Consider the following 20,497-nt stretch of genomic DNA (forward strand, 5'->3'; position numbering starts at 1 on the left):
GTGTTAACCCAGTGTTAACCAAACCCACGAGGCAGACGCCGATGAAGGAAGCAGGCGAGAAGACCATCGACCAGTCGAAGAAACTGTCCGATGCCATCCGTGATGTCAAAAATGCCTTCGCCGACCGCGACGATGTCGTCGTCGACATGCGCGAGGCGCATCGCATGCGTCTCGATCTGCTTGCCGCCGAGCTGGCGCCGGTTTTTGCCGATGTTCCGGCCGACATGGACAATTTCGACTTTGTCGTCTCGTCGGGCTTGCAGCCGCGCCTGTGGATCGACGCCATCAGCCATGTCGCCATGGGGCGCGACCGCCGCACCTATCGCTTCCTCAAGGACACCCGCATCGGCCGGGTGGTGCTTGCCGAATCCACTGAGATGAAATCGGTTGCCGATTCCGTGACGCGCTATGTCGCCGAGCGCATCGTCGAGCGTCAGAGGATGCTGGAAGGCGGCGTCGAACCCGCCGTCGCCGGCCTGAAACGTGCGTATGTGCCAGAAGCCGAACCGCCGCTGCGCGCGACGGAGCGCGGCAAACGCTGGTCGGCCCTTCTGTCCGGGCTTGGCCTGGTCGCTGCCGGCGCACTGGTCGGCCTTGTGGTGTCGGTCGTCCTGTTCTGGGACCGCATCGTGGCCATGGTTATCAATTTGCGGCCATAGCGGCCTCGGCGCCAAGCCCCACCGTCTGCAGATCGGATGGCGGTATGGACGGCCCGGTCAGGCCGCGCCGTGTCAGCCGGATCCGCCAGTTTCCCTTTTCACCGTCAATGTCGAACAGATTATACTGCGCCGCCGGGTGCTTGCCACCCGGCGCCTGGCCGGCGGCAGCGACACCGACCGCCGGGATCCTGACGCCTCGACCGCCGATGAAGAACAGCGACGGCAGATGCGAATGGCCGTGCAGCACAAGGTCGGCGCCATGGCGGCGAATGATCTTGTTGAAGCGGGCGATGCCGAACAGCCGCTTGTGCTGCGGGACCGCGCCGCGCACCGGCGGATGATGGATCATGATGACGCGGAACAGCCCCTGTCCGGCAGTGTCCTGGAGGATTTTGCCGAGCCTATCCCCCTGGCCTTCCATGAAAAACCCATTGGCCATGAAGGGTGCCGTGGCGCGCGCCGTCGAGACGCCGATCAGCGCGACATTGCCGCGTACACGCAGATAGGGGAAGGCGTTGCGGTCGACCGGCGTGTTGACGCCGTCGCCGCTCATCCACGCCGCCCAGGACCGGCAGACCTTGTCGAAGGCGCCCGGCACATAGGCGTCGTGATTGCCCGGAACGACCGAAACATCATGCGGCGGCCCCAGCGTCTCCAGCCAGTGCCTGGCCATCTCGATCTCGCCGTCGAGCGCCAGATTGACCAGGTCGCCGGTGACGGCGAGGTGATCAGGCGTGTTCGCCTTGATGTCGGCGACGATCGTGTCAATGACCGCATCATGCATATGGCGGCGGCGGTTGCGCTGCCAGTTGACATAGCCGAGCACGCGCTTGGAGGCGAGATCGCGATAGGATACATCGGGGAGCGGCCCCAGATGGACATCGGAAATATGCGCGAGCCTGAACATACAACCTTCATAGGCGACCCGCGCGCGGCTTTCCACCCACGGTTTCGCTATCAATGACGAGCCCTGAAGATGCCTTCCGCCAGACCGGCTGGCCAGGGTTGAGGGCCAGGCTGTTCCATCTCTATTTCGTGCTGCGGAGGCCGATGACGCTTGGCGTGCGCGGCCTGATCCACGACACAGCGTCCAGATCCGTCTTCCTTATTCGCCATACTTATGTACCGGGCTGGCAGCTTCCCGGCGGCGGCGTCGAAGTCGGCGAGACGATGAACGAGGCGCTGGCCCGTGAACTGGCCGAGGAAGGCAACATCGCTCTGACCGCCCCGCCGGTGCTCAAATCGATGCATTTCAACCGCCGCTCCAGCCACCGCGACCATGTCGGCTTTTATCTGCTCGAGCATTTCAGCCAGACGGCGCCGAAGCTGCCGGACCACGAGATCGCCGAAGCCGGCTTCTTCCCGCTCGACCGCTTGCCGCAGGGCACGACGCCGGCGACGCTGCGCCGGATCGCCGAGGTTTTTGACGGCGAGCAGCCCTCGCCCTACTGGTAGATCAGGCCGCCGCTTTCTCGAAGCGCGCCCGGTCATGCCGTGCGCCATAATCGAGATCCGGTCCGACAGGCACGATCCGCGTCGGATTGATCGTCTGGTGGCTGCCGTAATAATGAGCCTTGATGTGATGCATGTTCACCGTCCCGGCCACGCCAGGGACCTGATAGAGATCGCGCAGATAGTTGGACAGGTTCGGGTAGTCGGCGATGCGGCGCAGATTGCATTTGAAATGGCCGACATAAACCGGATCGAAGCGCACCAGCGTGGTGAACAGCCGCCAGTCGGCCTCGGTGATACGACCGCCGACGAGATAGCGCTGTTTTGCCAGCCGCTCCTCCAACGTATCCAGCGCCGAGAACAGCTCGCCGAAAGCCTCTTCATAGGCGCGTTGCGTGGTGGCGAAGCCGGCGCGATAGACGCCGTTGTTGATGGCGGGATAGACCAGCGCATTGATGCGGTCGATCTCGCCGCGCAACGCCTTCGGATAGAAATCGAAGCTGGCGTCGCCCCATTCATCGAAGGCTGAATTCAGCATGCGGATGATTTCGGAAGACTCGTTGGAGACGATGGTCTGCTCCTTTTTGTCCCACAGCACCGGCACAGTCACCCTGCCCGAATAGGCGGGATCGGCCTTGGCATAGATCTGGTGCAGGAAGTCGAGGCCGTAGAGCGTGTCGCCCGTGGCGCCGTCCTCAGCTACGAACGTCCAGCCGTTGGCGCCCATGAAATGATGCACCACGGACACCGATATGATGCCCCCCAGCTTCTTCAGCGCGCGAAAGATCAACGTCCGGTGGGCCAACGGACAGGCAAGCGAGACATAGAGGTGATAGCGGCCGGGCTCGGCCTTGAAACCGCGCGTCCGGCCTTCGGCGGGCGCCCCGTCAACGGTGATCCAGTCGCGCCATTGCGACTGCGCCCGCACGAACCTGCCACCATTGTCCGCCGTATCGTACCAGCGGTCCTGCCATCTTCCTTCGACCAGCAATCCCATGCGAATCTCCTTGCGTCCTGTTGGTTGATGTAGGCGCAAGGCTGCCCTGTCGAAGACGTCAGGTGCTGAACAGACCGTCACTTGGCAGAAATGACGGACAGAAACGGCCGATTGCAGCGGCGGGAAATTGATGCTAGCGGACAATCCGCATGTTCGACTTTGCTTTGATCCGGTTTGACCGACGACGAAAGGGCGCCCGCGCTTGATGAAGCGCTGACTGGCGAATGCTGCCGTTTGCAGCAACCTTTCCTCCTTGTACCGGACCGCAAAGACCATGAGCCTTGCCGACGTGAAATACCTGCCGGAAACCCCGGCGCACGACCCCGAGATCGAAGCCATCAACGACGAAGCCTTCGGGCCCGGCCGCTTTGTGCTGGCCGCCTACAAGATTCGTGAGGCCGGAGGGCACGAGCGCTCGCTGTCCTTTGTCGCCGTCAATGGCGACATCGTCGTCGCCTCGGTGCGCATGACCCGCATCGCCGCCGGTGCCGGCCGCGCATTGATGCTCGGGCCGCTCGCCGTGCGGCCGGCCTTCAAGAATCTCGGCATCGGCCGCCGGCTGGTGGCGATCGCGCTCGAGGCCGCTGCCCGGGCCGGCGCACCTGCCGTCATGCTGGTCGGTGACGAGCCCTATTACGGGCCGCTCGGTTTCAAGCGGATTCCGCGCGGCCAGATTTCGATGCCGCGCCCCGTCGACCTCGACCGGCTGCTGTCGCACGAGATCGCGCCGGGCGCGGTCGCCAGGCTCTTGGGCGAGGTCTGCCACGCCGATCAGGCCAGGGTGACCGATCCTACCGCGGCGATGGCTTGACCTTTCCCATCGATCTGGCGCCTGATCCGTCCACTGCTCCTGAGATCAAAGGATGACGTCATGAACCCGAACGGCCAGATCGCGATCGTCACCGGCGGCGGCTCCGGCCTTGGCGAGGCAACGGCGCGCGCGCTGGCCACCAAGGGAGCCCGCGTCGCCATCTTCGATGTCGGTATTGACCGCGCGGCCAAGGTCGCGGCCGAGATCGGCGGTATTGCCGTCCAATGCGACGTCAGCAGCGCCGACAGTGGGACTGCTGCCCTCGCCGACGTCGCCGCCAAGCTTGGCGAGCCGCGTATCCTGATCAATTGCGCCGGCATCGCCATCGGCGTGAAGACGATCGGCAAGGATGGTCCCCATCCGCTTGATCAGTACCGCAAGGTGATCGAGGTCAATCTGATCGGCACGTTCAACATGATCCGCCTCGTCGCCGAACGCGCGTCGAAGCTCGAGCCGCTGCCGGGCGGCGAGCGCGGCGTCATTGTCAACACCGCTTCGGTTGCCGCCTATGATGGCCAGATCGGCCAGGCCGCCTATGCGGCGTCCAAGGGCGGCGTCGTCGGCATGACGCTGCCGGTGGCGCGCGACCTTGCCCGTTCCGGCATCCGCGTCTGCACCATCGCTCCCGGCATCTTCAAGACGCCGATGATGGCCGGCATGCCGCAAGAGGTGCAGGATTCACTGGGCGCCGCCGTGCCCTTCCCGTCGCGCCTGGGCGAACCGTCCGAATATGCCGCTCTCGCCCTGCACATCATCGAGAACCAGATGCTGAACGGCGAGACCATTCGCCTCGACGGCGCCATTCGCATGGCGCCGAAATAAACCGGTCATGAGCGCCGGCCTGTCCGCTGCCGCTAAAACCGGTCCGCTGACCGGGCTGAAGGTGATCGAGATGGCCGGGCTCGGCGCCGTGCCGCTGGCCGGCCTGATGCTGTCGGAGATGGGCGCGCAACTGTTGCGCATCGAACGGGCGGGGACGAGCCAGCTCCTGCCGCTGCCGGATGAGTATAACATCGACCGCCATGGCCGCGCCGTGCTGCGCCTCGACCTGAAGCGCCGTGAAGGCACCGATCTGTTGCTGCGCCTTGCCGAAAAGGCGGACATGTTGCTCGAAGGCTTTCGTCCGGGCGTCATGGAGCGGCTCGGCCTCGGCCCGGAAACGGTGCTGGCGCGTAACCCGGCGCTGATTTACGGCCGTATGACCGGCTTCGGCCAGGACGGTCCGCTCGCCGGCCGCGCCGGCCATGACATAACCTACCTCGCCTATAGCGGCGTGCTGCACGCCATCGGCCATGCCGGCGGCCGTCCCGTCCCGCCGCTCAACCTCGTTGCAGACTATGGCGGTGGCGCCATGATGCTGGTTGCCGGCGTGCTGGCCGCCCTTTTCCAACGTTCGCGCACAGGCAAGGGTGAAGTCATCGACGCCGCGATGGTCGATGGCGCCTCGATGCTGGCGGTGCCCCTGCACGCCTTGATGGCGGCCGGCTTGTGGAGCGATAAGCGTGGCGCGAACCTGCTCGATTCCGGCGCCCCGTTCTACGACACCTATGAGACGTCGGACGGACGCCATATCGCCATCGGCTGTCTCGAGCCGCAATTCTTCGCCGAATTCGCCAGGCTGCTGCCGCTCGACGAGCGCTTTGCATCCGGCCAGTACGACAAGGCCCTGTGGCCGCCGATGCGCGCCGCCATTGCCGATCGGATCCGGCAGAAACCACGCGACGACTGGGACCGGTTGTTCGCGCAAACCGATGCCTGCGTTGCACCCGTTCTGTCGCTGCAAGAGGCAAAGCACCACCCGCACAATCGGGCACGCAATGCCTCTGTGACGGCAGGTGCATTTGAGCGCCCGGCCCCGGCCCCGCGTTTCTCGAGTTCGCAACCGACATTGGCCACTATGCCCGGCGATGAGGATCTGTTGCCGTCGACAATGCTGGCACGTTTCGGCTTTGCGAAAGCCGAGATCGACGACCTTGTCAAATCCGGCTTGCTGACCGATAACTAGAGAACAAAGATCAACTTACTGCGGTGCTGCCTTGGACGAGCCGAAGAAGGACGTGATCCGTGAGACGGACGCCGAAGCGATCCGGCTGGCGAAGACGCTTCTGCGCAGCGCCCGCTTTGGCGCCCTGGCGGTGATCGAACCGCAAACCGGCTCGCCGCTGGCCAGCAGGGTTGGCGTGGCCACCGACATCGACGGCGCACCGCTGATCCTGGTGTCGATGCTTTCGGCGCACACCGGCGCGCTGCTTGCCGACCCGCGCTGTTCCCTGTTGCTCGGCGAACCAGGCAAGGGCGACCCGCTGGCGCACCCGCGCCTGACACTGGTCTGCCAGGCGGTAAGGATCGAGCGCGGATCGGCCGAACACGCCCGCACCGAGCGCCGTTACCTCAATCACAATGCCAGGGCGAAACTTTACGCCGGTCTCGGTGACTTTTCGATCTTTCGCCTCGATCCGCAACGCGCCAGCCTCAACGGCGGCTTCGGCAAGGCCTATCAGCTCGACCGATCGGATCTGCTCGCCAGCGGACCGGTCGTCGAGGAACTCGCGGCGCGCGAACAATCGGCCATCGACCACATGAACGCCGACCATCTCGACGCGATCGCCGTTTACGCACAGCATTTCGCCAAAGTATCCGGCAACGGCTGGCGTATTGCCGGATTCGATGCCGATGGCATGGATCTGGTGTCGGGCGACGATGCTTGCCGGGTCTTTTACCCGCAACCTCTGGGCGCAGCAGGTGAATTGCGGCACGTTCTGGTCGATATGGCGAGGGCGGGCCGAGCCATTGTCGACGCCGGGACTGAGACTTAATTATGCTGGATCAAAAGCAACACTTGAGATTTAGGTGAAATGCTCTACCTTTTAGTGACGCTGAATCGCCAGCGCCGATCGATAAGTGAATTTATGGAATCAGACGCCATTGCCCCCATGGCGTCGGGATGAACAGGAAGCATGGGGGATCGATGGTCTCGACAAAGCTAATCGTGAACGCCGAATCGGCGGCAGAGTTTCTCATGCTGATGGGCAATGAGAAGCGACTGTTGATCATGAGCTACCTCGCCGAAGGTGAAATGTCGGTGGGAGCCATAGCCGAGAAGGTGATGCTCAGCCAATCCGCCCTGTCCCAGCATCTCGCCAAGTTGCGGGCGCTCGACCTTGTCGACACCCGCCGCGACCGCCAGATGATTTACTACTCCTGCAAATCCGACGCCGTGCGAGAACTGCTTGTCATGCTGGACGGCATTTTCGGCAGCGGCAAGGATGACCTGTCCCAGATGGCGCACCGCTTGCGCCGTGCTGGAACCTGACCACACAGCCGCCGATCTCGCCGGTGATTCAGAGCGGCATGCGCCGATTTGGGGCGCACAAAGCTGGCTGATTGTCCCGAATTGTCGCATCGTGCTTTCCAAACAAGGTGAGCGCCGGGAAGCGGTCCGGATTTTCGGGCCGATGCGACGGTCGCGAGGAATGCATGGATCCCATTCGCATCGACGACCCGCAAGATCCGCGCGTCGCTGCCTATCTCGACATTCGCGAGCGTGACCTCGCCGGCCGGCAAGGCCGCTTCGTCGCCGAAGGCAAGGTGGTGCTCGACCTGCTGCTCACAACTGGACGCTTTGCCGCCGAATCGGCCCTCGTCCTGGAAAACCGGCTGGCGGGTCTCGACAAGATCCTGAGCAAGGCGCCCGCCGAACTCCCGGTCTATGTGGCCACCAGCGCTGTGATGGACGCAATCGCCGGATTTCACATGCATCGCGGCATCCTGGCCATGGGCCGCAAGGGAGCGCCGCAGCCGGCCGAAGCCCTGCTCGATGGCTTGCCGCCTCGTGCGCTGGTCGTGGTGCTCGTCGGCATCGCCAACCATGACAATGTGGGCTCGATCTTCCGCAACGCCGCCGCCTTTGGCGCTGACGCGGTTTTGCTGGATGCGACGTGCTGCGACCCGCTCTATCGCAAGGCGATCCGCGTTTCGGTCGGCGCCGCGCTCAAGATCCCGTTCGCATCGTTCACCGACACCGCCGGCTTCACAACGACGCTCGCCCGACGTGGCTTCGAACAATTCGCGCTCTCGCCACGCGGGAAGACCGACATCCGCGATGCGCAGCGCAGCGAGCGCCTGGCGCTCTATCTCGGCACCGAGGGCGAAGGCTTGCCGGACGACCTGCTCGCAAGCCTGCACGACGTGCGGATCACCATGGCGGAAGGCTTCGACAGCCTGAATGTCGCCGCGGCTTCAGCCATCGCGCTGCATCATTTTGCGGCTAGAGCAATTCTAGGAAAAGTGTGAAGCGGTTTCCGTCCAGAATTGCGTCAAAGCAAAGAGTTAGGGCATTTCGCCGTTTCCGTGAAACGGTGAAATGCTCTAAGGAGACCTGACTTCAGCTTGTCGCGTCAGCCTTCTGCAGCGCGCGCACGCGGTCGGCAAGACTGCGGTCACCGTTGCCGGAGCGTGCGTCCGACGGTACCGCCAATGCCATGGCGATCGGCGAACCAGGCCCCTCGAGCTTGGCCGTCAGATGGACGACCTCCGCCGCCAGCTCGTTCATCTGCTCGCGCAAGGCGGAGCTGCTGTCAGTGGCCTTGGAGGCGGCCAGTGCGGTGAGATCCGCCTTCAGCCGTTTGTTCTCGCGCGCCAGCGCCGTCAGCCTCGCCTCGAGCTGCTCACGGTCGCTGTCGAGCTTGGCGATTGCCTTGTCGAAATCATCGCTCGTCGCGACATCGCCGCCCTTGCCGACCAGCCGCAAGGCTGGCGCGCTGTCCTCGGATTTCGATCTTTCGCGCATGCGTGCCAGTTCCTTTTCGCGGCGATCGAGTTTGTCTTCTCGATCGGCAAGTGTGGCCAGCAGCCGTTCGACCTTCTTGTCGAGCTCGGCGGTCTTTTTCTTCTCGGCTTTCAGGGCGTCCCGCGCGGCCTTGCTTTCGGCCGCGATTTCCTGGCCGCGCCTGTCGGCTTCCTTGCGCTGGCCGCGCAGCATCGCAATGTCACTGGCGAGTTTCTGCATTTCGGACTCTCGCGCCACGAGCTCGATCTGCCGGCTGCTCGAGGAAAAACTGGCGTCGTCATACATGCGCTCCAGCTTTTCCAGCTCAAGTGCGCGCTTTTCCAGCTTGCGTTCGGTTTCCTTCAGACGCTCCGAAAGCTGCTGCAACTCGCCCTCTCGCTGACGCAGCGCTTCGTTCTTCGCGCCCAGCTCGGTCAGCGCCTGGTTCTTGTCCGTCCGCTCGACCGCCAGGCCCTTCATGGCCTCGCGACCGCGATTGATCTCGACCAGTTGTTCGGCCGCCTTCTCACGCAACGCCTTGACGCTGATTTCCAGGCGGCGCGTCGTCATGGCGTATTCGGCGCGGATGCGATCCTTGTCCGCCTGGATTTCGGTCTGCGTCAGAGGGATCGAGGATTCGATGCGTTTGCGTGTAAGCGCGACCGCACGACGCCATATGGCCGGAGCCACCATGAGCGCCAGAAAGCCAGCGCAGAGAAAGCCGAGGACGAAGAACAGGACCGACTGGACCAAGTGACTACCCGTTGTGGCCGGCAAGCATCAAAAGCGCATAGATCGCTTTGACTGTGCCACGTTGACATGGCGGAAATCCAGCGTTGCGGCAAGGGTTTGCCGCAACGCTACGAGTTTAATGCATGTCGACCCAAAAGCGGTCCCGGATTGGACAACGACAGCCAAGGACTTCAGCCTAGAACGGATTCCACGTGGCCCGCTCGGTAAGCTTCAGATAGCCGAGATTGACGCCGAGCCGAGCACCGACGCCGGTGCGGATCGGCACCAGGAGAACATTGTTGTTCTTCAGCACGTTGAAGCCGACGCCCGCCACCACATAGGCTGAACCGGCAACGCCGCCATAGCGGTTGTAGAGGCTGCCCACATCATCGAGATTGTAGACCAGCATCATCACCCGCGACCCCTCGCCGCCGAAATCCCAGCCGAGCGACGGGCCTTGCCAGAACACTTTGTGGTCGCCGGCATTCTTGGTGTAGAGCGTGCCTTCGCCATAGGTCAGGCCACCGATCAGCGCACCAGAGCCCTCTTCGCCCAGCAGATAGCCGTTGGGCAGGCCGTAGGAGGCAAAAATCTTCTCGATCACCGTGGCGAGTCCGCCCGATGTGGCGCCAAAAAATTTGTGACCGGAATCGACAATCTCCTGAGCGGTGTATTCCTGGGCCCGCAAGGCTGAAGTCGAGAAGACGAGAACGCCCAGGAGCGTGACCGCCATTGAGAAGACACGGAGAAAGCTCCGGTCGTAGTATCGGGAAAACATGCTTCCAATCTCCGTCAGGGAGCACCTTCGCCGACGCCTCGCACCCCGTACGGCTCTTTTAGCCGGCCGTTAAGGGTAACTGTTAGGGGCAAATTATGCCGTAATCCTTTTTCAACCATTAAGCTCCCACATGAACATGGCGGTTCGAAGGCTGTTTTGGGGTCGCTCAATTGGGGTCGGCAGCCTGCGTGAACACGCCATTTGCCACAACCACAATTTGGATTTGTTGCTGCACGCACGGGCGCTGTGTATTCAGAAAGCCTGAGGAGAGAGTGCGTGATTCGTGTGGCAGGCGACGATCGATCGCCCGGCCATGAGTTGTGAGATTTTGCAGGGATTTTTCGCCGATGGCCGATCTGTTCACCCTTTCCGCACCCGATCTGGCAGCGCTTTTGTGCAGCCGGGTCTGCCACGATATCATCTCGCCGGTCGGCGCGATCAACAACGGGCTCGAATTGCTTGATGAAGGCGGCGCCGATGAGGACGCCATGAAGCTGATCCGTCAGAGCGCCCGCAACGCTTCGGCCCGCCTTCAGTTCGCCCGCATCGCCTTCGGTGCCGCCGGTTCGGCCGGTATGTTGATCGATACCGGCGATGCCGAAGCGGTCGCCATCGCCTTCCTCAAGAACGAAAAGCCGGAACTGACCTGGAACGGGCCCCGCGCGTTGCTGCCCAAGAACAAGGTCAAGCTGCTGCTCAACCTGATCCTCGTCGCCAATGCCGCCATTCCGCGCGGCGGCAAGCTTTCCGTGACGCTGGAAAACCTTGAGACCGAACCGCGTTTCGCGCTTACGTCGGCTGGCCCGATGCTGCGGGTGCCGCCGAAATTCCTCGAACTGCATTCCGGCCACAAGCCGGAGGAGCCGATCGACGCGCATTCCGTGCAGCCCTATTACACGCTGCTCCTGGCGCGCGAAGCCGGCATGACGATATCGATCCACGCGACGCCGGAAGAAATCGTGCTTTCGGCGGCCTGATGCGCAGCCGATAAAGCGAAGTATTTTTTCATTTAACGCTGTAATTCCAGCTCATCGACTTGAGATGCGTCTGGTCGTTCAGGCGGCGCCAAAGCATTCGTGAATAAAAGTAGGCACCTGCCCATCTTTGTAAAAATTTTACCTAACGCCTTTTCGGCTTCTTTACCAGATTGGCCTATGGTGCGTCCTGGATGCCCCGACGCTACCGGACCGCCAGAAGGCAAAGAGGACCCGGAAATGAAACGCTGCATGTTCGTCGACGATTCAAGCGTTATCAGGAAGGTTGCAAAACGCATCCTGGGCGGCTCCGAAATGATTGTCATCGAGGCCGCCAGCGGACTTGACGCGCTGGAGATGTGCGCCGCCGACATGCCCGACATCATCGTCGTCGATGGCGCCTTGCCCGACGTACCGGCAGTCGATCTCATCCGTCGCGTCCGCGCCATGGAGAGCCCGATAAGGCCGCAGATCCTGATTTCCCTGGTCGAGCTCGATATTGCTTCGATCATGCGGGCCAAGCGAGCCGGCGCCCAGGGCTATCTCTTGAAGCCGTTCAACCGCCCGCAGCTGCTCGAGCGCTTTCGCACCTTGAAGAGCGCACCTGATTCGGCATCCTTGAGCAACTCCAGAAAAAGTGCGTGACGGTCTTCTGCTCGGAAACCCAAAAGCAGACCGTTACCAGCCCATCATGCAAAAACCCGGCCGAAGCCGGGTTTTTTATTGAAAAGATTCGAACGATTCGTCGCTCAGGCGCTGACGCGAATGTCTTCCGGTTCGCGCAGCACATAGCCGCGACCCCAGACCGTTTCGATGTAGTTCTGACCGCCCGATGCCGCGTCGAGCTTTTTGCGCAGCTTGCAGATGAAGACGTCGATGATTTTCAGCTCAGGCTCGTCCATGCCGCCATAGAGGTGGTTGAGGAACATTTCCTTGGTCAACGTGGTGCCCTTGCGTAGCGAGAGCAACTCCAGCATCTGGTATTCCTTGCCGGTCAGGTGCACGCGCTGGCCGCCCACTTCGACTGTCTTGGCATCGAGGTTGACCACCAGGTCGCCGGTGGTGATGACCGACTGGGCGTGGCCCTTGGAACGCCGCACGATGGCATGAATGCGGGCAACCAGCTCGTCCTTGTGGAATGGCTTGGTCATGTAGTCGTCTGCGCCGAAGCCGAGGCCGCGCACCTTGTCCTCGATGCCGGCCATGCCGGAGAGGATGAGAATAGGTGTTTTGACCTTGGAAAGGCGAAGCGTTCTCAAGACCTCGTAGCCTGACATGTCAGGCAGGTTGAGGTCGAGAAGAATGATATCGTAGTCGTAGAGCTTGCCTAGATCGACGCCCTCTTCACCGAGATCGGTCGTGTAGACGTTGAAACTTTCCGATTTCAGCATCAGTTCGATGCTTTGTGCGGTTGCACTGTCATCTTCTATCAGCAGAACACGCATTTTATTCCCCTTTTCTGCTGCCGGACCATTTCACGACCCGTCCGGACCCGGAGCAGTGGTTGCCTTGTGCAGAGGCTGCCATTGAATGGTTAACAAATCCTAATTTCCCGTCCATGACGGTACCAGATTTTTTAACCTCTTTCTACACCCTCTTGAATCTAATAACGAATCTCAGAACCAAATTCCTAATGCAACACATTAACAATCTGGACTAAGCGACTCCAGGGACTCATCGACGTCGCTTCCGCATCGGTGGCCGGAATTTTTACCCGGCCTTAAGTCCTGACCCGTATGATTAACAATGCCCGTAAACGAATGGTTACCGCCGGCAAAAAACTTTAGGGTTTTGTTTCCCATAGTTGGGGGAAAGCCGGTGGACACGGGTGCGGCCTGGGCGTTTCCAGGTGGTTTGGACGATAAGTGCGGGTGTGCGTTTCCGGGAGTACCGAATCATGAAGTCACGTGAAAACCTCGTTCGGCTGAAACAGTTTCAGGTGAATGAGAAGCGGCGGCAGCTGCTGCAGCTCGACATGATGATCGCCGAGTTCGAACGCATGGCCGTCGAGCTGGAGCTTCAGATTACCGCCGAGGAAAAGAAGGCCGGCATCACCGACATCAACCATTTCGCCTATCCGACCTTCGCCAAGGCGGCTCGCCTGCGCCGCGACAATCTCAGGAATTCCCAAAGCGACCTCGCCCAGCAGCGAAGCGCCGCCGAATCATTACTCGGCGAAGCTGAAGCGGAGCTTTCCAAAGCGGAAATGCTGGAATCGCGCGACACGAAGATCCGCGAAGCCGAAGTCGGTGGCCGCAGCGCCATGATCGGCTAAAACCCTGCCCTTGGCGACGTCAACGCTCGCCATCGGACTGGCGCATTGTCGCGGCTTGCGGCCCGGCGGGAATACGCCCAGAAGAATGAAAACCGCCCTACGCGGCCCAATCCCCTTCATTCTCGGCAATTGCCTTTGCACGGGCATCCTTGATATCCGGCGCATGCTGCTCCGCCCATGACCTGATCTGGGTAAGCAGTCCCGCCAGGTTCTGACCGAGCTCGGTCAATTCATATTCGACGCGCGGCGGAATGACCGGAAAGATCTCGCGCCGTACCAATCCGTTGCGCTCGAGCACGCGCAGCGTCTGCGTCAGCATCTTCGGCGTGATGCCGTCAAGCTTCCGGGCAAGCTCGCCATTGCGCAGCCGGCCTTTGCGCAGCGCGCAAACCACCAGATAGACCCATTTGCTGGCCAGCATCTCCAGCACCGTGTGCGAAGGACACGTCCGCCGGAACGCGTCATAGCCGAAACCGCAATCATCTTCACTATCCATGAGGTGCGTATGTATCAGGAAGGTACATACTGGACAAGGGGCTATTACTATCCAAATGATAGTGGCATCAACCGAGCAGGAGACATCTCAATGCGTGCCGCTATCCAGAATTCCGTCGGCGGACCCGACGTCCTTGTCATCGCCGATCAGCCCGATCCCACGCCAGAGGCCGGCGAAGTGCTGGTCGGTGTCAAGGCCGCGGGCATCAATCCGGTCGATGGCGCCGTCCGTGCCGGCTACTACCCCTTGCTCGGCGAGCCGCCCTTCATCCTGGGTTGGGATATCTCGGGAACTGTCGAAGCACTCGGCGCCGGCGTCACCGGCTTCAAGATCGGCGACGAGGTGTTCGGGATGCCGCGCTTTCCCAAGCAGGCCGCCGCCTATGCCGAGTTGGTTGCCGTACCTGCCGATCAAATCACACTGAAGCCGAAGGGCGCGGGCCACCTCGAGGCAGGCGCCTTGCCGCTGGCCGGCCTCACCGCCTGGCAAGGGCTTGTTCGCCACGGCGGGCTGAAATCGGGGCAGCGCGTATTGGTGCATGCGGGAGCCGGCGGCGTCGGTCATCTGGCGGTGCAGATCGCCAAGGCGCGCGGCGCCTACGTCGTCGCCACGGCCAGCCCGGGCAAGCTCGATTTCGTCCGCAACCTCGGCGCCGACGAGGTCATCGACTACACCAAGGGCGATTTCACCGACCATGTTCGCGACATCGATCTGGTGCTGGATCCAATGGGCGGCGACCACGCCCAACGCTCACTGAAGGTGCTCAAACGTGGCGGCGTGCTGGTGTCATTGCTTGATGTCAGCAACGACACCAGGGCGCAGGCCAGTGCGCGCGATATTCGGGTCGAGCGTATGTCGGTCGTCCCCGACAGGGAGGGCCTGCTGGAACTGGCTCGGTTGATCGATGCCCACAAGCTCACCGTCCATGTGGCGAAGAGCTTCCCACTGGACCAGGCGGGGGCCGCTCACGCCTTCCTTGCCACCAAGCCGATCGGCAAGGTTGTGCTGTCGCTCTGAGCGGAACGGTGACCGTGAAAAACAGAAGGGCGCGGGGTTAGCCGCGCCCTTCATCTAAATTCGCAATGGTCAGTGCCGGTATTGCTGGATGCGTGTCGTGCGCAGCCCGGCAAGGCCGTATTCGTCGATCGACGCCTGCCAGGACAGGAATTCCTCGGTGGTGAGCTTGTAGCGTTGGCATGCCTCGTCCAGGCTCAAAAGCCCGCCGCGCACGGCCGCAACCACTTCCGCCTTACGCCGGATAACCCAGCGACGTGTATTGGTCGGCGGCAGATCGGCAATCGTAAGAGGGCTGCCGTCAGGCCCGATAACATATTTGACTCTCGGTCTAACCAGATCGGTCATCGTACTCTCTACAAAAAACTCAAAGACCCAATCCCCGCCACGTTACCGCCACAGCTTTAAAAATTGCCTAAGCAGACCCTAATGACTAGGTAAGGATCATGAACGCCGCGTTAGTCTTTTCGCCGGCATTTGAAACATCTGCCCGCAAACCCTGATTTGCCGGGGGAAAATGCATCCCTTGGCGAAGATCGGCCACAAACGGTGAATCGCCCTGCACGCTGGCGCGCCGGTAAAGCTTGACCTATATTCTCGACATTGGCATTGAGGCGCCGCGCAGAACGAAAGCATCATGAACAGTCTCGATCTTCCCGGACGTCCCGAAAACACCCGCATCGTCGTCGCCATGTCCGGCGGTGTCGATTCATCGGTCGTCGCCGGCCTGCTGAAACGCGAGGGCTACGACGTCGTCGGCGTCACCTTGCAGCTCTACGACCACGGCGCGGCGACGCACCGGGCCGGCTCATGCTGCGCGGGGCAGGACATCGACGATGCCCGCCGTGTCTCCGAGACGCTCGGCATCCCCCATTATGTGCTCGACTACGAGGAACGCTTCCGCAAGGCGGTCATCGATCCCTTCGCCGAGAGCTACGTCGCCGGCGAGACGCCGATCCCGTGCGTTTCCTGCAACCAGACGGTGAAGTTCGCCGACCTCCTGGCCACCGCCAAGGAGCTCGGCGCCGACGCGCTGGCCACCGGCCACTACATCCGTTCCGGCGCCAATGGCGCCCAGCGCGCGCTCTACCGTCCGGTCGACGCCGACCGTGACCAGAGCTACTTCCTGTTCGCCACCACGCAGGCGCAGATCGATTATCTGCGCTTTCCCCTCGGCGGCCTGTCGAAGCCTCAGGTTCGCGCCATCGCCGAGGAGATGGGGCTGGCGGTTGCCGCCAAGCAGGACAGCCAGGACATCTGCTTCGTGCCGCAGGGCAAGTATTCCGACATCATCGCCAAGCTGAAGCCAACTGCGGCCAATCCGGGCGACATCGTCCACATCGACGGCCGCGTGCTCGGCCGCCATGAGGGCATCCTGCGCTACACGATCGGCCAGCGCCGCGGCATCGGCATCGCTTCCGGCGAGCCGCTTTACGTCGTCCATCTCGATGCCGACCGGGCTCGCGTCGTGGTTGGCCCGCGCGAGGCGCTGGAGACGCACAAGATCTATCTGCGCAATATGAACTGGCTGGGCGACGGACCGCTCACAGACGTCCCTGCCGGCGGCCTGGAACTGTTCGCCAAGGTCCGCTCGACGCGGCCGCCGCGCCCGGCCGTGCTGCATCATCGTGCCGGTGCCACATGGGTGGAGCTGGTCGACGGCGAGTCCGGCATCGCGCCGGGCCAGGCCTGCGTGCTCTACTCCGATGACGGCAACGAGGCCCGCGTGTTCGGCGGCGGCTTCATCGAGCGTTCGGAGCGTGGCGCCGAGGCCGAGGCCATGCTGACCCGGCTTGCCGCCCGGCCGGCCCAGATTCCCGCGGAATAAGATTCCCGCGGAATAAGATTCTTGCCGAATAAGTTTCCTGCCGAATAATCCGCGCTTCAGGAATTCGACTTGGTGTGGGTGACCGTGCCGGCGGTCAGGATGCGCAGCACCCGGATCGCTTCCTCGCCGCTGGTACGCGGCTCGGCACGGGTCTCGATGCACTGGATGAAATGCTCCAGCTCGCGCGTCAGCGGCATGCCCTGGGCAACCGCGACATAGGACGGCTCATTGGTGGTGAAGGCCCATTGGCCGCTGTCCTGCCACACCGCGTGGCGGTAGACGGCCAGCTTGCGTTCCCATGGCTCGACGTCGTCGAACACCGCCATTGCCTTGGTGCCGACCACGGTCAGCCGCCGCTCGCGATAGGGATTGAGACGCGAGGTGAAAAGATGGCTGCGCAGGCCGTTGGGGAAGCGCATGTGCAGATGCGCGAAGTCGCTGAGATTGTCGAGCAGGGCGGCCCCCTCGCCGCGCACCTCGATCGGCTCTGTGCCGGTGATCGCCAGGATCATCGACAGATCGTGCGGCGCCAGGTCCCACAGCGCGTCGTTCTCTGTGTGGAACTTGCCGAGGCCGAGCCGGTGAGAGTGGATGTAGCGGACTTCGCCAAGCTCTCCCTTGTCGATCAGCCCTTTCAGCGTCTCGAAGGCGGGGTGGAACCGCAGGACATGGCCGACCATGAAGACGCGGCCATTGTCCTTGGCCGCCTGCACCGCACGCTCGGCATCCGCCACCGTCAGCGCGATCGGCTTTTCCACCAGCACGTCCTTGCCGTTCTCGACGGCACGTACCGCAAGGTCGGCATGGAACTGCGGCGGCAGCGCCATGACGATGGCGTCGATATCGTCACGGACGAACAGCTGGTCCGGCTCGATCGCCAGGCAGTCCTGCTCGCTGGCAAAGCCTTCCGCGCGGGCCCGGTTGGTATCGGAGACCGCGTGCAGCGCGCCGAGCGCCTTGAGAGTGCGGATGTGGTTGCTGCCCCAGTATCCGCAACCGAGGACTGCTATGCGCGGCTTCATCTGTTTCAAACTCTAAAAACTCGTGGCCGAGACATAGCGACGTGCCCCTTCGAACTCAACCCCGGCGGCGACAACCAAATGTCGCCGCGGCAAAGCTTTTCGATAATGACGATAAGCCGGCAAGCCGGTTGCTTCGAAGCTTGACAGGCTCGCCCTCCCAACCTTATATCCGCGCGACCTTGGCGAACGCCCCCGACATGCCTTTCGATTTGAGGCGGATTTCGGGTCTTTCGCCGCCCTGGCGGGGTAGCTCAGTTGGTTAGAGCACGGGAATCATAATCCTGGGGTCGGGGGTTCAAGTCCCTCTCCCGCTACCAAAATCCAGTTAAACCGTTGAAATGGCTAAAAAATTTGTACGCGTTGGTAGCGCCTCCGGTTGAAATTGTTCAATAATTTCAATGCGGCGCCATCGTGTTCCTCGCCCTGGTAGAGACGAAAAAGAGTAACGCGGTCCTCGCTTGGACGAGGATTAATCCGATTGCATCGCTCGGACCTCGACCTATGCAAGCCGTTCCGCATGCCATCTCAAATGGTCGTCCATGAATGTCGAAATGAAGAAATACGAATGGTCGTATCCGTCCTGCATGCGCAACGTCAGCGGAATGCCGGCTTTGGCGCAGGCCGCCTCCAAAAGCCAGGGTCTCAGCCCGTCATTCAGGAACCCGTCCGATGTTCCCTGATCGACGAGAAATTCCGGGAAGCGGCGCCCGTCTTCAACAAGCGAAGTAGCGTCGTAGGCCCGCCACGAGGCCTCATCCGTGCCGAGATATTTTTCGAAAGCCGGCCTTGACCAGCCGGCAGCGCTTGGCTGCACGATCGGCGCAAATGCCGAGCAACTCCTGAACCGCTGCGGGTTTTTCAAAGCAATCGTCAGCGCGCCGTGTCCGCCCATCGAATGGCCCGTTATGGCTTGGCGCGACATGTCTGCCGGAAAATTAGCGGCGATCAGCGTGGGTAGTTCCTCGACGAGGTAGGAATACATCCGGTAGTTCTTCGCATAAGGCTCCTGCGTTGCATCAAGATAAAAGCCGGCGCCGCCGCCAAACTGCCAATTGTCCTTGTCATCAGGGATGTCGGCGCCGCGCGGACTGGTGTCTGGACAGACGACGATCAGGCCAAGTTCGGCGGCCATGCGCCTGTATTCGCCTTTGTCCATGACATTTTGATGGGTGCAGGTCAGTCCCGACAAATACCACACCACGGGGCAAGGCGTTTCCCGGGCCTGTGGAGGCACGAAAACGGCAAACGTCATGTCGCAGCAGCAACTCGTCGACAGGTGCGAATAGATGCCCTGCACTCCGCCATGGGATTTTGCCTGGGAGATGGTCTTCATGGGTTCCGGCATATTCCCTCTCCACGGATTTCAAACACCAATGGGCCGGTGTCTACGGCATCGACCATGATCGCGGCAACCCGGGCGGATCAGGTGGGGTCGAACCGACCGGCGGCGCGGACATCCGGAATGTCAGTCGCGCCGCCGGCCTAACGCCCGATGTCGGGGAGGCACGGCATTTTGGGAACACAGAGCCTTCGACGCGAGCGTGTCGTGTGAGCCGGTCAGTAAACCACGACGCTGCGAATGCTCTCCCCGGCATGCATGAGATCGAAACCCTTGTTGATATCCTCGAGCTTCAGCGTGTGGGTGATCATCGGGTCGATTTGGATCTTGCCGTCCATGTACCAGTCGACGATCTTCGGCACATCGGTGCGGCCGCGCGCGCCGCCGAAGGCGGTGCCCATCCAGGTGCGGCCGGTGACCAGCTGGAACGGCCTGGTCGAGATCTCCTGGCCGGCGCCGGCAACGCCGATGACCACCGACTTGCCCCAGCCGCGATGCGAGGCTTCGAGTGCCTGACGCATGACCTTGGTGCTGCCCGTGCAGTCGAATGTGTAGTCGGCGCCGCCGATCTGGTCGGCGCCACGCTTGGTCATGTTGACGAGGTAGGGCACGACATCGCCGTCGATCTCCTTCGGATTGACGAAATGCGTCATGCCGAAGCGCTCGCCCCACTCCTTCTTGTCGTTGTTCAAATCGACGCCGATGATCATGTCGGCGCCGGCAAGTTTCAGGCCCTGGATGACATTGAGGCCGATGCCGCCGAGGCCGAAGACGACCGCGGTGGCGCCGATCTCGACATTGGCGGTGTTGATCACGGCACCGATGCCGGTGGTGACGCCGCAGCCGATATAGCAGATCTTGTCGAAGGGCGCGTCCGGATTGACCTTGGCCAGTGCGATCTCGGGCAGCACGGTGAAGTTGGAGAAGGTCGAGCAGCCCATATAGTGAAAGATCTTGTCCTTGCCGATCGAGAAGCGCGATGAACCATCGGGCATAAGGCCCTGGCCCTGCGTGGCGCGGATCGCCGTGCAGAGGTTCGTCTTTCTCGACAGGCAGGACGGGCACTGGCGGCATTCGGGCGTATAGAGCGGGATGACGTGGTCGCCCTTCTTGAGCGAGGTGACACCCTTGCCGACATCGACGACGACGCCGGCACCCTCATGGCCGAGGATGGCCGGAAACAGACCTTCCGGGTCGGCGCCCGACAATGTGAATTCGTCGGTGTGGCAAATGCCTGTCGCCTTGATCTCGACCAGCACTTCGCCCTCGCGCGGGCCCTCGAGGTCGACCTCCATGATCTCCAGCGGCTTTCCGGCGGCGACAGCGACAGCGGCGCGGGTTTTCATTCTTTT

The 20,497-nt window shown here is 62.0% G+C and carries 23 protein-coding genes and 1 tRNA gene; 14 read left to right on the plus strand and 10 right to left on the minus strand.

Annotation, left to right across the window (positions count from 1 at the left end; genetic code table 11):
• Window positions 1-41: 41 nt before the first annotated feature.
• Window positions 42-659 (plus strand): hypothetical protein, encoded by a 618-nt coding sequence (locus tag LB559_RS24960; RefSeq protein WP_224675208.1) that lies wholly within the window; start codon window positions 42-44, stop codon window positions 657-659.
• On the opposite strand, the gene LB559_RS24965 is transcribed toward LB559_RS24960, so the two are convergent.
• Window positions 643-1,566, minus strand: a complete 924-nt coding sequence (locus LB559_RS24965; protein ID WP_224675209.1) for a metallophosphoesterase family protein — start codon at window positions 1,564-1,566, stop codon at window positions 643-645. The genes LB559_RS24960 and LB559_RS24965 overlap by 17 nt on opposite strands.
• 53 nt (window positions 1,567-1,619) lie before the next feature.
• Between LB559_RS24965 and LB559_RS24970 the strand changes: the two genes are divergently transcribed.
• A complete protein-coding gene (locus tag LB559_RS24970) occupies window positions 1,620-2,114 on the plus strand; it encodes an NUDIX domain-containing protein (RefSeq protein ID WP_013529919.1) in 495 nt (164 codons plus the stop codon).
• A gap of 1 nt (window position 2,115) precedes the next feature.
• Here LB559_RS24970 and LB559_RS24975 read toward each other — a convergent pair whose 3' ends face one another.
• A complete protein-coding gene (locus tag LB559_RS24975; protein WP_224675210.1) occupies window positions 2,116-3,108 on the minus strand; it encodes a glutathione S-transferase family protein in 993 nt (330 codons plus the stop codon).
• A gap of 274 nt (window positions 3,109-3,382) precedes the next feature.
• Here LB559_RS24975 and LB559_RS24980 point away from each other — a divergent pair, with 274 nt between their 5' ends.
• From LB559_RS24980 to LB559_RS25005, 6 genes are all read left to right on the plus strand, one after another.
• On the plus strand, window positions 3,383-3,919 hold the full coding sequence (locus LB559_RS24980) for a GNAT family N-acetyltransferase (protein WP_013529917.1): 537 nt from the start codon (window positions 3,383-3,385) through the stop codon (window positions 3,917-3,919).
• A gap of 60 nt (window positions 3,920-3,979) precedes the next feature.
• Window positions 3,980-4,741 carry a 3-hydroxyacyl-CoA dehydrogenase gene (locus LB559_RS24985; protein WP_013529916.1) on the plus strand — a complete coding sequence of 254 codons (762 nt, stop codon included), beginning with the start codon at window positions 3,980-3,982 and terminating at the stop codon, window positions 4,739-4,741.
• 7 nt (window positions 4,742-4,748) lie between these two features.
• A complete protein-coding gene (locus tag LB559_RS24990) occupies window positions 4,749-5,924 on the plus strand; it encodes a CaiB/BaiF CoA transferase family protein (RefSeq protein ID WP_127367270.1) in 1,176 nt (391 codons plus the stop codon).
• A 31-nt stretch (window positions 5,925-5,955) separates the two neighbouring features.
• Window positions 5,956-6,735, plus strand: coding sequence for a HugZ family protein (locus tag LB559_RS24995; protein ID WP_064994473.1), 780 nt, complete (start codon window positions 5,956-5,958; stop codon window positions 6,733-6,735).
• Window positions 6,736-6,887: 152 nt separating this feature from the next.
• Window positions 6,888-7,232 (plus strand): ArsR/SmtB family transcription factor, encoded by a 345-nt coding sequence (locus tag LB559_RS25000; protein ID WP_013529913.1) that lies wholly within the window; start codon window positions 6,888-6,890, stop codon window positions 7,230-7,232.
• A gap of 164 nt (window positions 7,233-7,396) precedes the next feature.
• A complete protein-coding gene (locus tag LB559_RS25005) occupies window positions 7,397-8,212 on the plus strand; it encodes a TrmH family RNA methyltransferase (RefSeq protein ID WP_224675211.1) in 816 nt (271 codons plus the stop codon).
• 91 nt (window positions 8,213-8,303) lie between these two features.
• Here the strand turns inward: LB559_RS25005 and LB559_RS25010 are convergent, their stop codons facing one another.
• Both LB559_RS25010 and LB559_RS25015 read right to left on the minus strand, forming a co-directional pair.
• Window positions 8,304-9,440: a hypothetical protein gene (locus tag LB559_RS25010; protein WP_224675212.1), complete on the minus strand. Its 1,137-nt coding sequence runs from the start codon at window positions 9,438-9,440 to the stop codon at window positions 8,304-8,306.
• A 175-nt stretch (window positions 9,441-9,615) separates the two neighbouring features.
• Window positions 9,616-10,152 (minus strand): DUF1134 domain-containing protein, encoded by a 537-nt coding sequence (locus LB559_RS25015; protein ID WP_224621527.1) that lies wholly within the window; start codon window positions 10,150-10,152, stop codon window positions 9,616-9,618.
• Between the two features lie 392 nt (window positions 10,153-10,544).
• Here LB559_RS25015 and chpT point away from each other — a divergent pair, with 392 nt between their 5' ends.
• A complete protein-coding gene (chpT, locus tag LB559_RS25020) occupies window positions 10,545-11,174 on the plus strand; it encodes a histidine phosphotransferase ChpT (RefSeq protein ID WP_027162205.1) in 630 nt (209 codons plus the stop codon).
• Window positions 11,175-11,411: 237 nt separating this feature from the next.
• Complete coding sequence (locus tag LB559_RS25025; RefSeq protein ID WP_024504503.1) at window positions 11,412-11,816, plus strand: PleD family two-component system response regulator; 405 nt, start codon at window positions 11,412-11,414, stop codon at window positions 11,814-11,816.
• A 104-nt stretch (window positions 11,817-11,920) separates the two neighbouring features.
• Here LB559_RS25025 and ctrA read toward each other — a convergent pair whose 3' ends face one another.
• Window positions 11,921-12,616: a response regulator transcription factor CtrA gene (ctrA, locus tag LB559_RS25030; RefSeq protein ID WP_006203583.1), complete on the minus strand. Its 696-nt coding sequence runs from the start codon at window positions 12,614-12,616 to the stop codon at window positions 11,921-11,923.
• Between the two features lie 452 nt (window positions 12,617-13,068).
• On the opposite strand from ctrA, the gene LB559_RS25035 reads away from it, so the two are divergent.
• Window positions 13,069-13,446: a flagellar export protein FliJ gene (locus LB559_RS25035; protein WP_013529907.1), complete on the plus strand. Its 378-nt coding sequence runs from the start codon at window positions 13,069-13,071 to the stop codon at window positions 13,444-13,446.
• Between the two features lie 97 nt (window positions 13,447-13,543).
• Here the strand turns inward: LB559_RS25035 and LB559_RS25040 are convergent, their stop codons facing one another.
• Window positions 13,544-13,942 carry a winged helix-turn-helix transcriptional regulator gene (locus tag LB559_RS25040; protein ID WP_224675213.1) on the minus strand — a complete coding sequence of 133 codons (399 nt, stop codon included), beginning with the start codon at window positions 13,940-13,942 and terminating at the stop codon, window positions 13,544-13,546.
• Window positions 13,943-14,032: 90 nt separating this feature from the next.
• Between LB559_RS25040 and LB559_RS25045 the strand changes: the two genes are divergently transcribed.
• A complete protein-coding gene (locus LB559_RS25045) occupies window positions 14,033-14,959 on the plus strand; it encodes an NADP-dependent oxidoreductase (protein ID WP_224675214.1) in 927 nt (308 codons plus the stop codon).
• 69 nt (window positions 14,960-15,028) lie between these two features.
• Here the strand turns inward: LB559_RS25045 and LB559_RS25050 are convergent, their stop codons facing one another.
• The gene (locus LB559_RS25050) at window positions 15,029-15,304 is read right to left on the minus strand and encodes a DUF1153 domain-containing protein (RefSeq protein ID WP_013529904.1); all 276 of its coding nucleotides are present in this window, start codon (window positions 15,302-15,304) and stop codon (window positions 15,029-15,031) included.
• A 289-nt stretch (window positions 15,305-15,593) separates the two neighbouring features.
• Between LB559_RS25050 and mnmA the strand changes: the two genes are divergently transcribed.
• On the plus strand, window positions 15,594-16,784 hold the full coding sequence (gene mnmA, locus LB559_RS25055; RefSeq protein ID WP_013529903.1) for a tRNA 2-thiouridine(34) synthase MnmA: 1,191 nt from the start codon (window positions 15,594-15,596) through the stop codon (window positions 16,782-16,784).
• A gap of 56 nt (window positions 16,785-16,840) precedes the next feature.
• On the opposite strand, the gene LB559_RS25060 is transcribed toward mnmA, so the two are convergent.
• Window positions 16,841-17,806 (minus strand): Gfo/Idh/MocA family protein, encoded by a 966-nt coding sequence (locus LB559_RS25060; RefSeq protein WP_013529902.1) that lies wholly within the window; start codon window positions 17,804-17,806, stop codon window positions 16,841-16,843.
• A 240-nt stretch (window positions 17,807-18,046) separates the two neighbouring features.
• Between LB559_RS25060 and LB559_RS25065 the strand changes: the two genes are divergently transcribed.
• A tRNA-Met gene (locus LB559_RS25065) sits at window positions 18,047-18,123 on the plus strand.
• A 182-nt stretch (window positions 18,124-18,305) separates the two neighbouring features.
• Here the strand turns inward: LB559_RS25065 and fghA are convergent.
• Window positions 18,306-19,151 (minus strand): S-formylglutathione hydrolase, encoded by an 846-nt coding sequence (gene fghA, locus LB559_RS25070; RefSeq protein WP_063172964.1) that lies wholly within the window; start codon window positions 19,149-19,151, stop codon window positions 18,306-18,308.
• A gap of 212 nt (window positions 19,152-19,363) precedes the next feature.
• The gene (locus tag LB559_RS25075) at window positions 19,364-20,491 is read right to left on the minus strand and encodes an S-(hydroxymethyl)glutathione dehydrogenase/class III alcohol dehydrogenase (RefSeq protein WP_224675215.1); all 1,128 of its coding nucleotides are present in this window, start codon (window positions 20,489-20,491) and stop codon (window positions 19,364-19,366) included.
• Window positions 20,492-20,497 lie beyond the last annotated feature (6 nt).

Source organism: Mesorhizobium sp. BR1-1-3 (assembly GCF_020165455.1).
GTDB lineage: Bacteria > Pseudomonadota > Alphaproteobacteria > Rhizobiales > Rhizobiaceae > Mesorhizobium > Mesorhizobium ciceri.

What these genes read in the sequence shown, in the direction of transcription:
- LB559_RS24960 (WP_224675208.1), top strand. Translation starts at nt 42, where the DNA reads ATGAAGGAAGCAGGCGAGAAGACCATCGACCAGTCGAAGAAACTGTCC.
- LB559_RS24965 (WP_224675209.1), bottom strand. Translation starts at nt 1,566, where the DNA reads ATGTTCAGGCTCGCGCATATTTCCGATGTCCATCTGGGGCCGCTCCCC.
- LB559_RS24970 (WP_013529919.1), top strand. Translation starts at nt 1,620, where the DNA reads ATGACGAGCCCTGAAGATGCCTTCCGCCAGACCGGCTGGCCAGGGTTG.
- LB559_RS24975 (WP_224675210.1), bottom strand. Translation starts at nt 3,108, where the DNA reads ATGGGATTGCTGGTCGAAGGAAGATGGCAGGACCGCTGGTACGATACG.
- LB559_RS24980 (WP_013529917.1), top strand. Translation starts at nt 3,383, where the DNA reads ATGAGCCTTGCCGACGTGAAATACCTGCCGGAAACCCCGGCGCACGAC.
- LB559_RS24985 (WP_013529916.1), top strand. Translation starts at nt 3,980, where the DNA reads ATGAACCCGAACGGCCAGATCGCGATCGTCACCGGCGGCGGCTCCGGC.
- LB559_RS24990 (WP_127367270.1), top strand. Translation starts at nt 4,749, where the DNA reads ATGAGCGCCGGCCTGTCCGCTGCCGCTAAAACCGGTCCGCTGACCGGG.
- LB559_RS25000 (WP_013529913.1), top strand. Translation starts at nt 6,888, where the DNA reads ATGGTCTCGACAAAGCTAATCGTGAACGCCGAATCGGCGGCAGAGTTT.
- LB559_RS25005 (WP_224675211.1), top strand. Translation starts at nt 7,397, where the DNA reads ATGGATCCCATTCGCATCGACGACCCGCAAGATCCGCGCGTCGCTGCC.
- LB559_RS25015 (WP_224621527.1), bottom strand. Translation starts at nt 10,152, where the DNA reads ATGGCGGTCACGCTCCTGGGCGTTCTCGTCTTCTCGACTTCAGCCTTG.
- chpT (WP_027162205.1), top strand. Translation starts at nt 10,545, where the DNA reads ATGGCCGATCTGTTCACCCTTTCCGCACCCGATCTGGCAGCGCTTTTG.
- LB559_RS25025 (WP_024504503.1), top strand. Translation starts at nt 11,412, where the DNA reads ATGAAACGCTGCATGTTCGTCGACGATTCAAGCGTTATCAGGAAGGTT.
- ctrA (WP_006203583.1), bottom strand. Translation starts at nt 12,616, where the DNA reads ATGCGTGTTCTGCTGATAGAAGATGACAGTGCAACCGCACAAAGCATC.
- LB559_RS25035 (WP_013529907.1), top strand. Translation starts at nt 13,069, where the DNA reads ATGAAGTCACGTGAAAACCTCGTTCGGCTGAAACAGTTTCAGGTGAAT.
- LB559_RS25040 (WP_224675213.1), bottom strand. Translation starts at nt 13,942, where the DNA reads ATGGATAGTGAAGATGATTGCGGTTTCGGCTATGACGCGTTCCGGCGG.
- LB559_RS25045 (WP_224675214.1), top strand. Translation starts at nt 14,033, where the DNA reads ATGCGTGCCGCTATCCAGAATTCCGTCGGCGGACCCGACGTCCTTGTC.
- LB559_RS25050 (WP_013529904.1), bottom strand. Translation starts at nt 15,304, where the DNA reads ATGACCGATCTGGTTAGACCGAGAGTCAAATATGTTATCGGGCCTGAC.
- mnmA (WP_013529903.1), top strand. Translation starts at nt 15,594, where the DNA reads ATGAACAGTCTCGATCTTCCCGGACGTCCCGAAAACACCCGCATCGTC.
- LB559_RS25060 (WP_013529902.1), bottom strand. Translation starts at nt 17,806, where the DNA reads ATGAAGCCGCGCATAGCAGTCCTCGGTTGCGGATACTGGGGCAGCAAC.
- fghA (WP_063172964.1), bottom strand. Translation starts at nt 19,151, where the DNA reads ATGCCGGAACCCATGAAGACCATCTCCCAGGCAAAATCCCATGGCGGA.
- LB559_RS25075 (WP_224675215.1), bottom strand. Translation starts at nt 20,491, where the DNA reads ATGAAAACCCGCGCCGCTGTCGCTGTCGCCGCCGGAAAGCCGCTGGAG.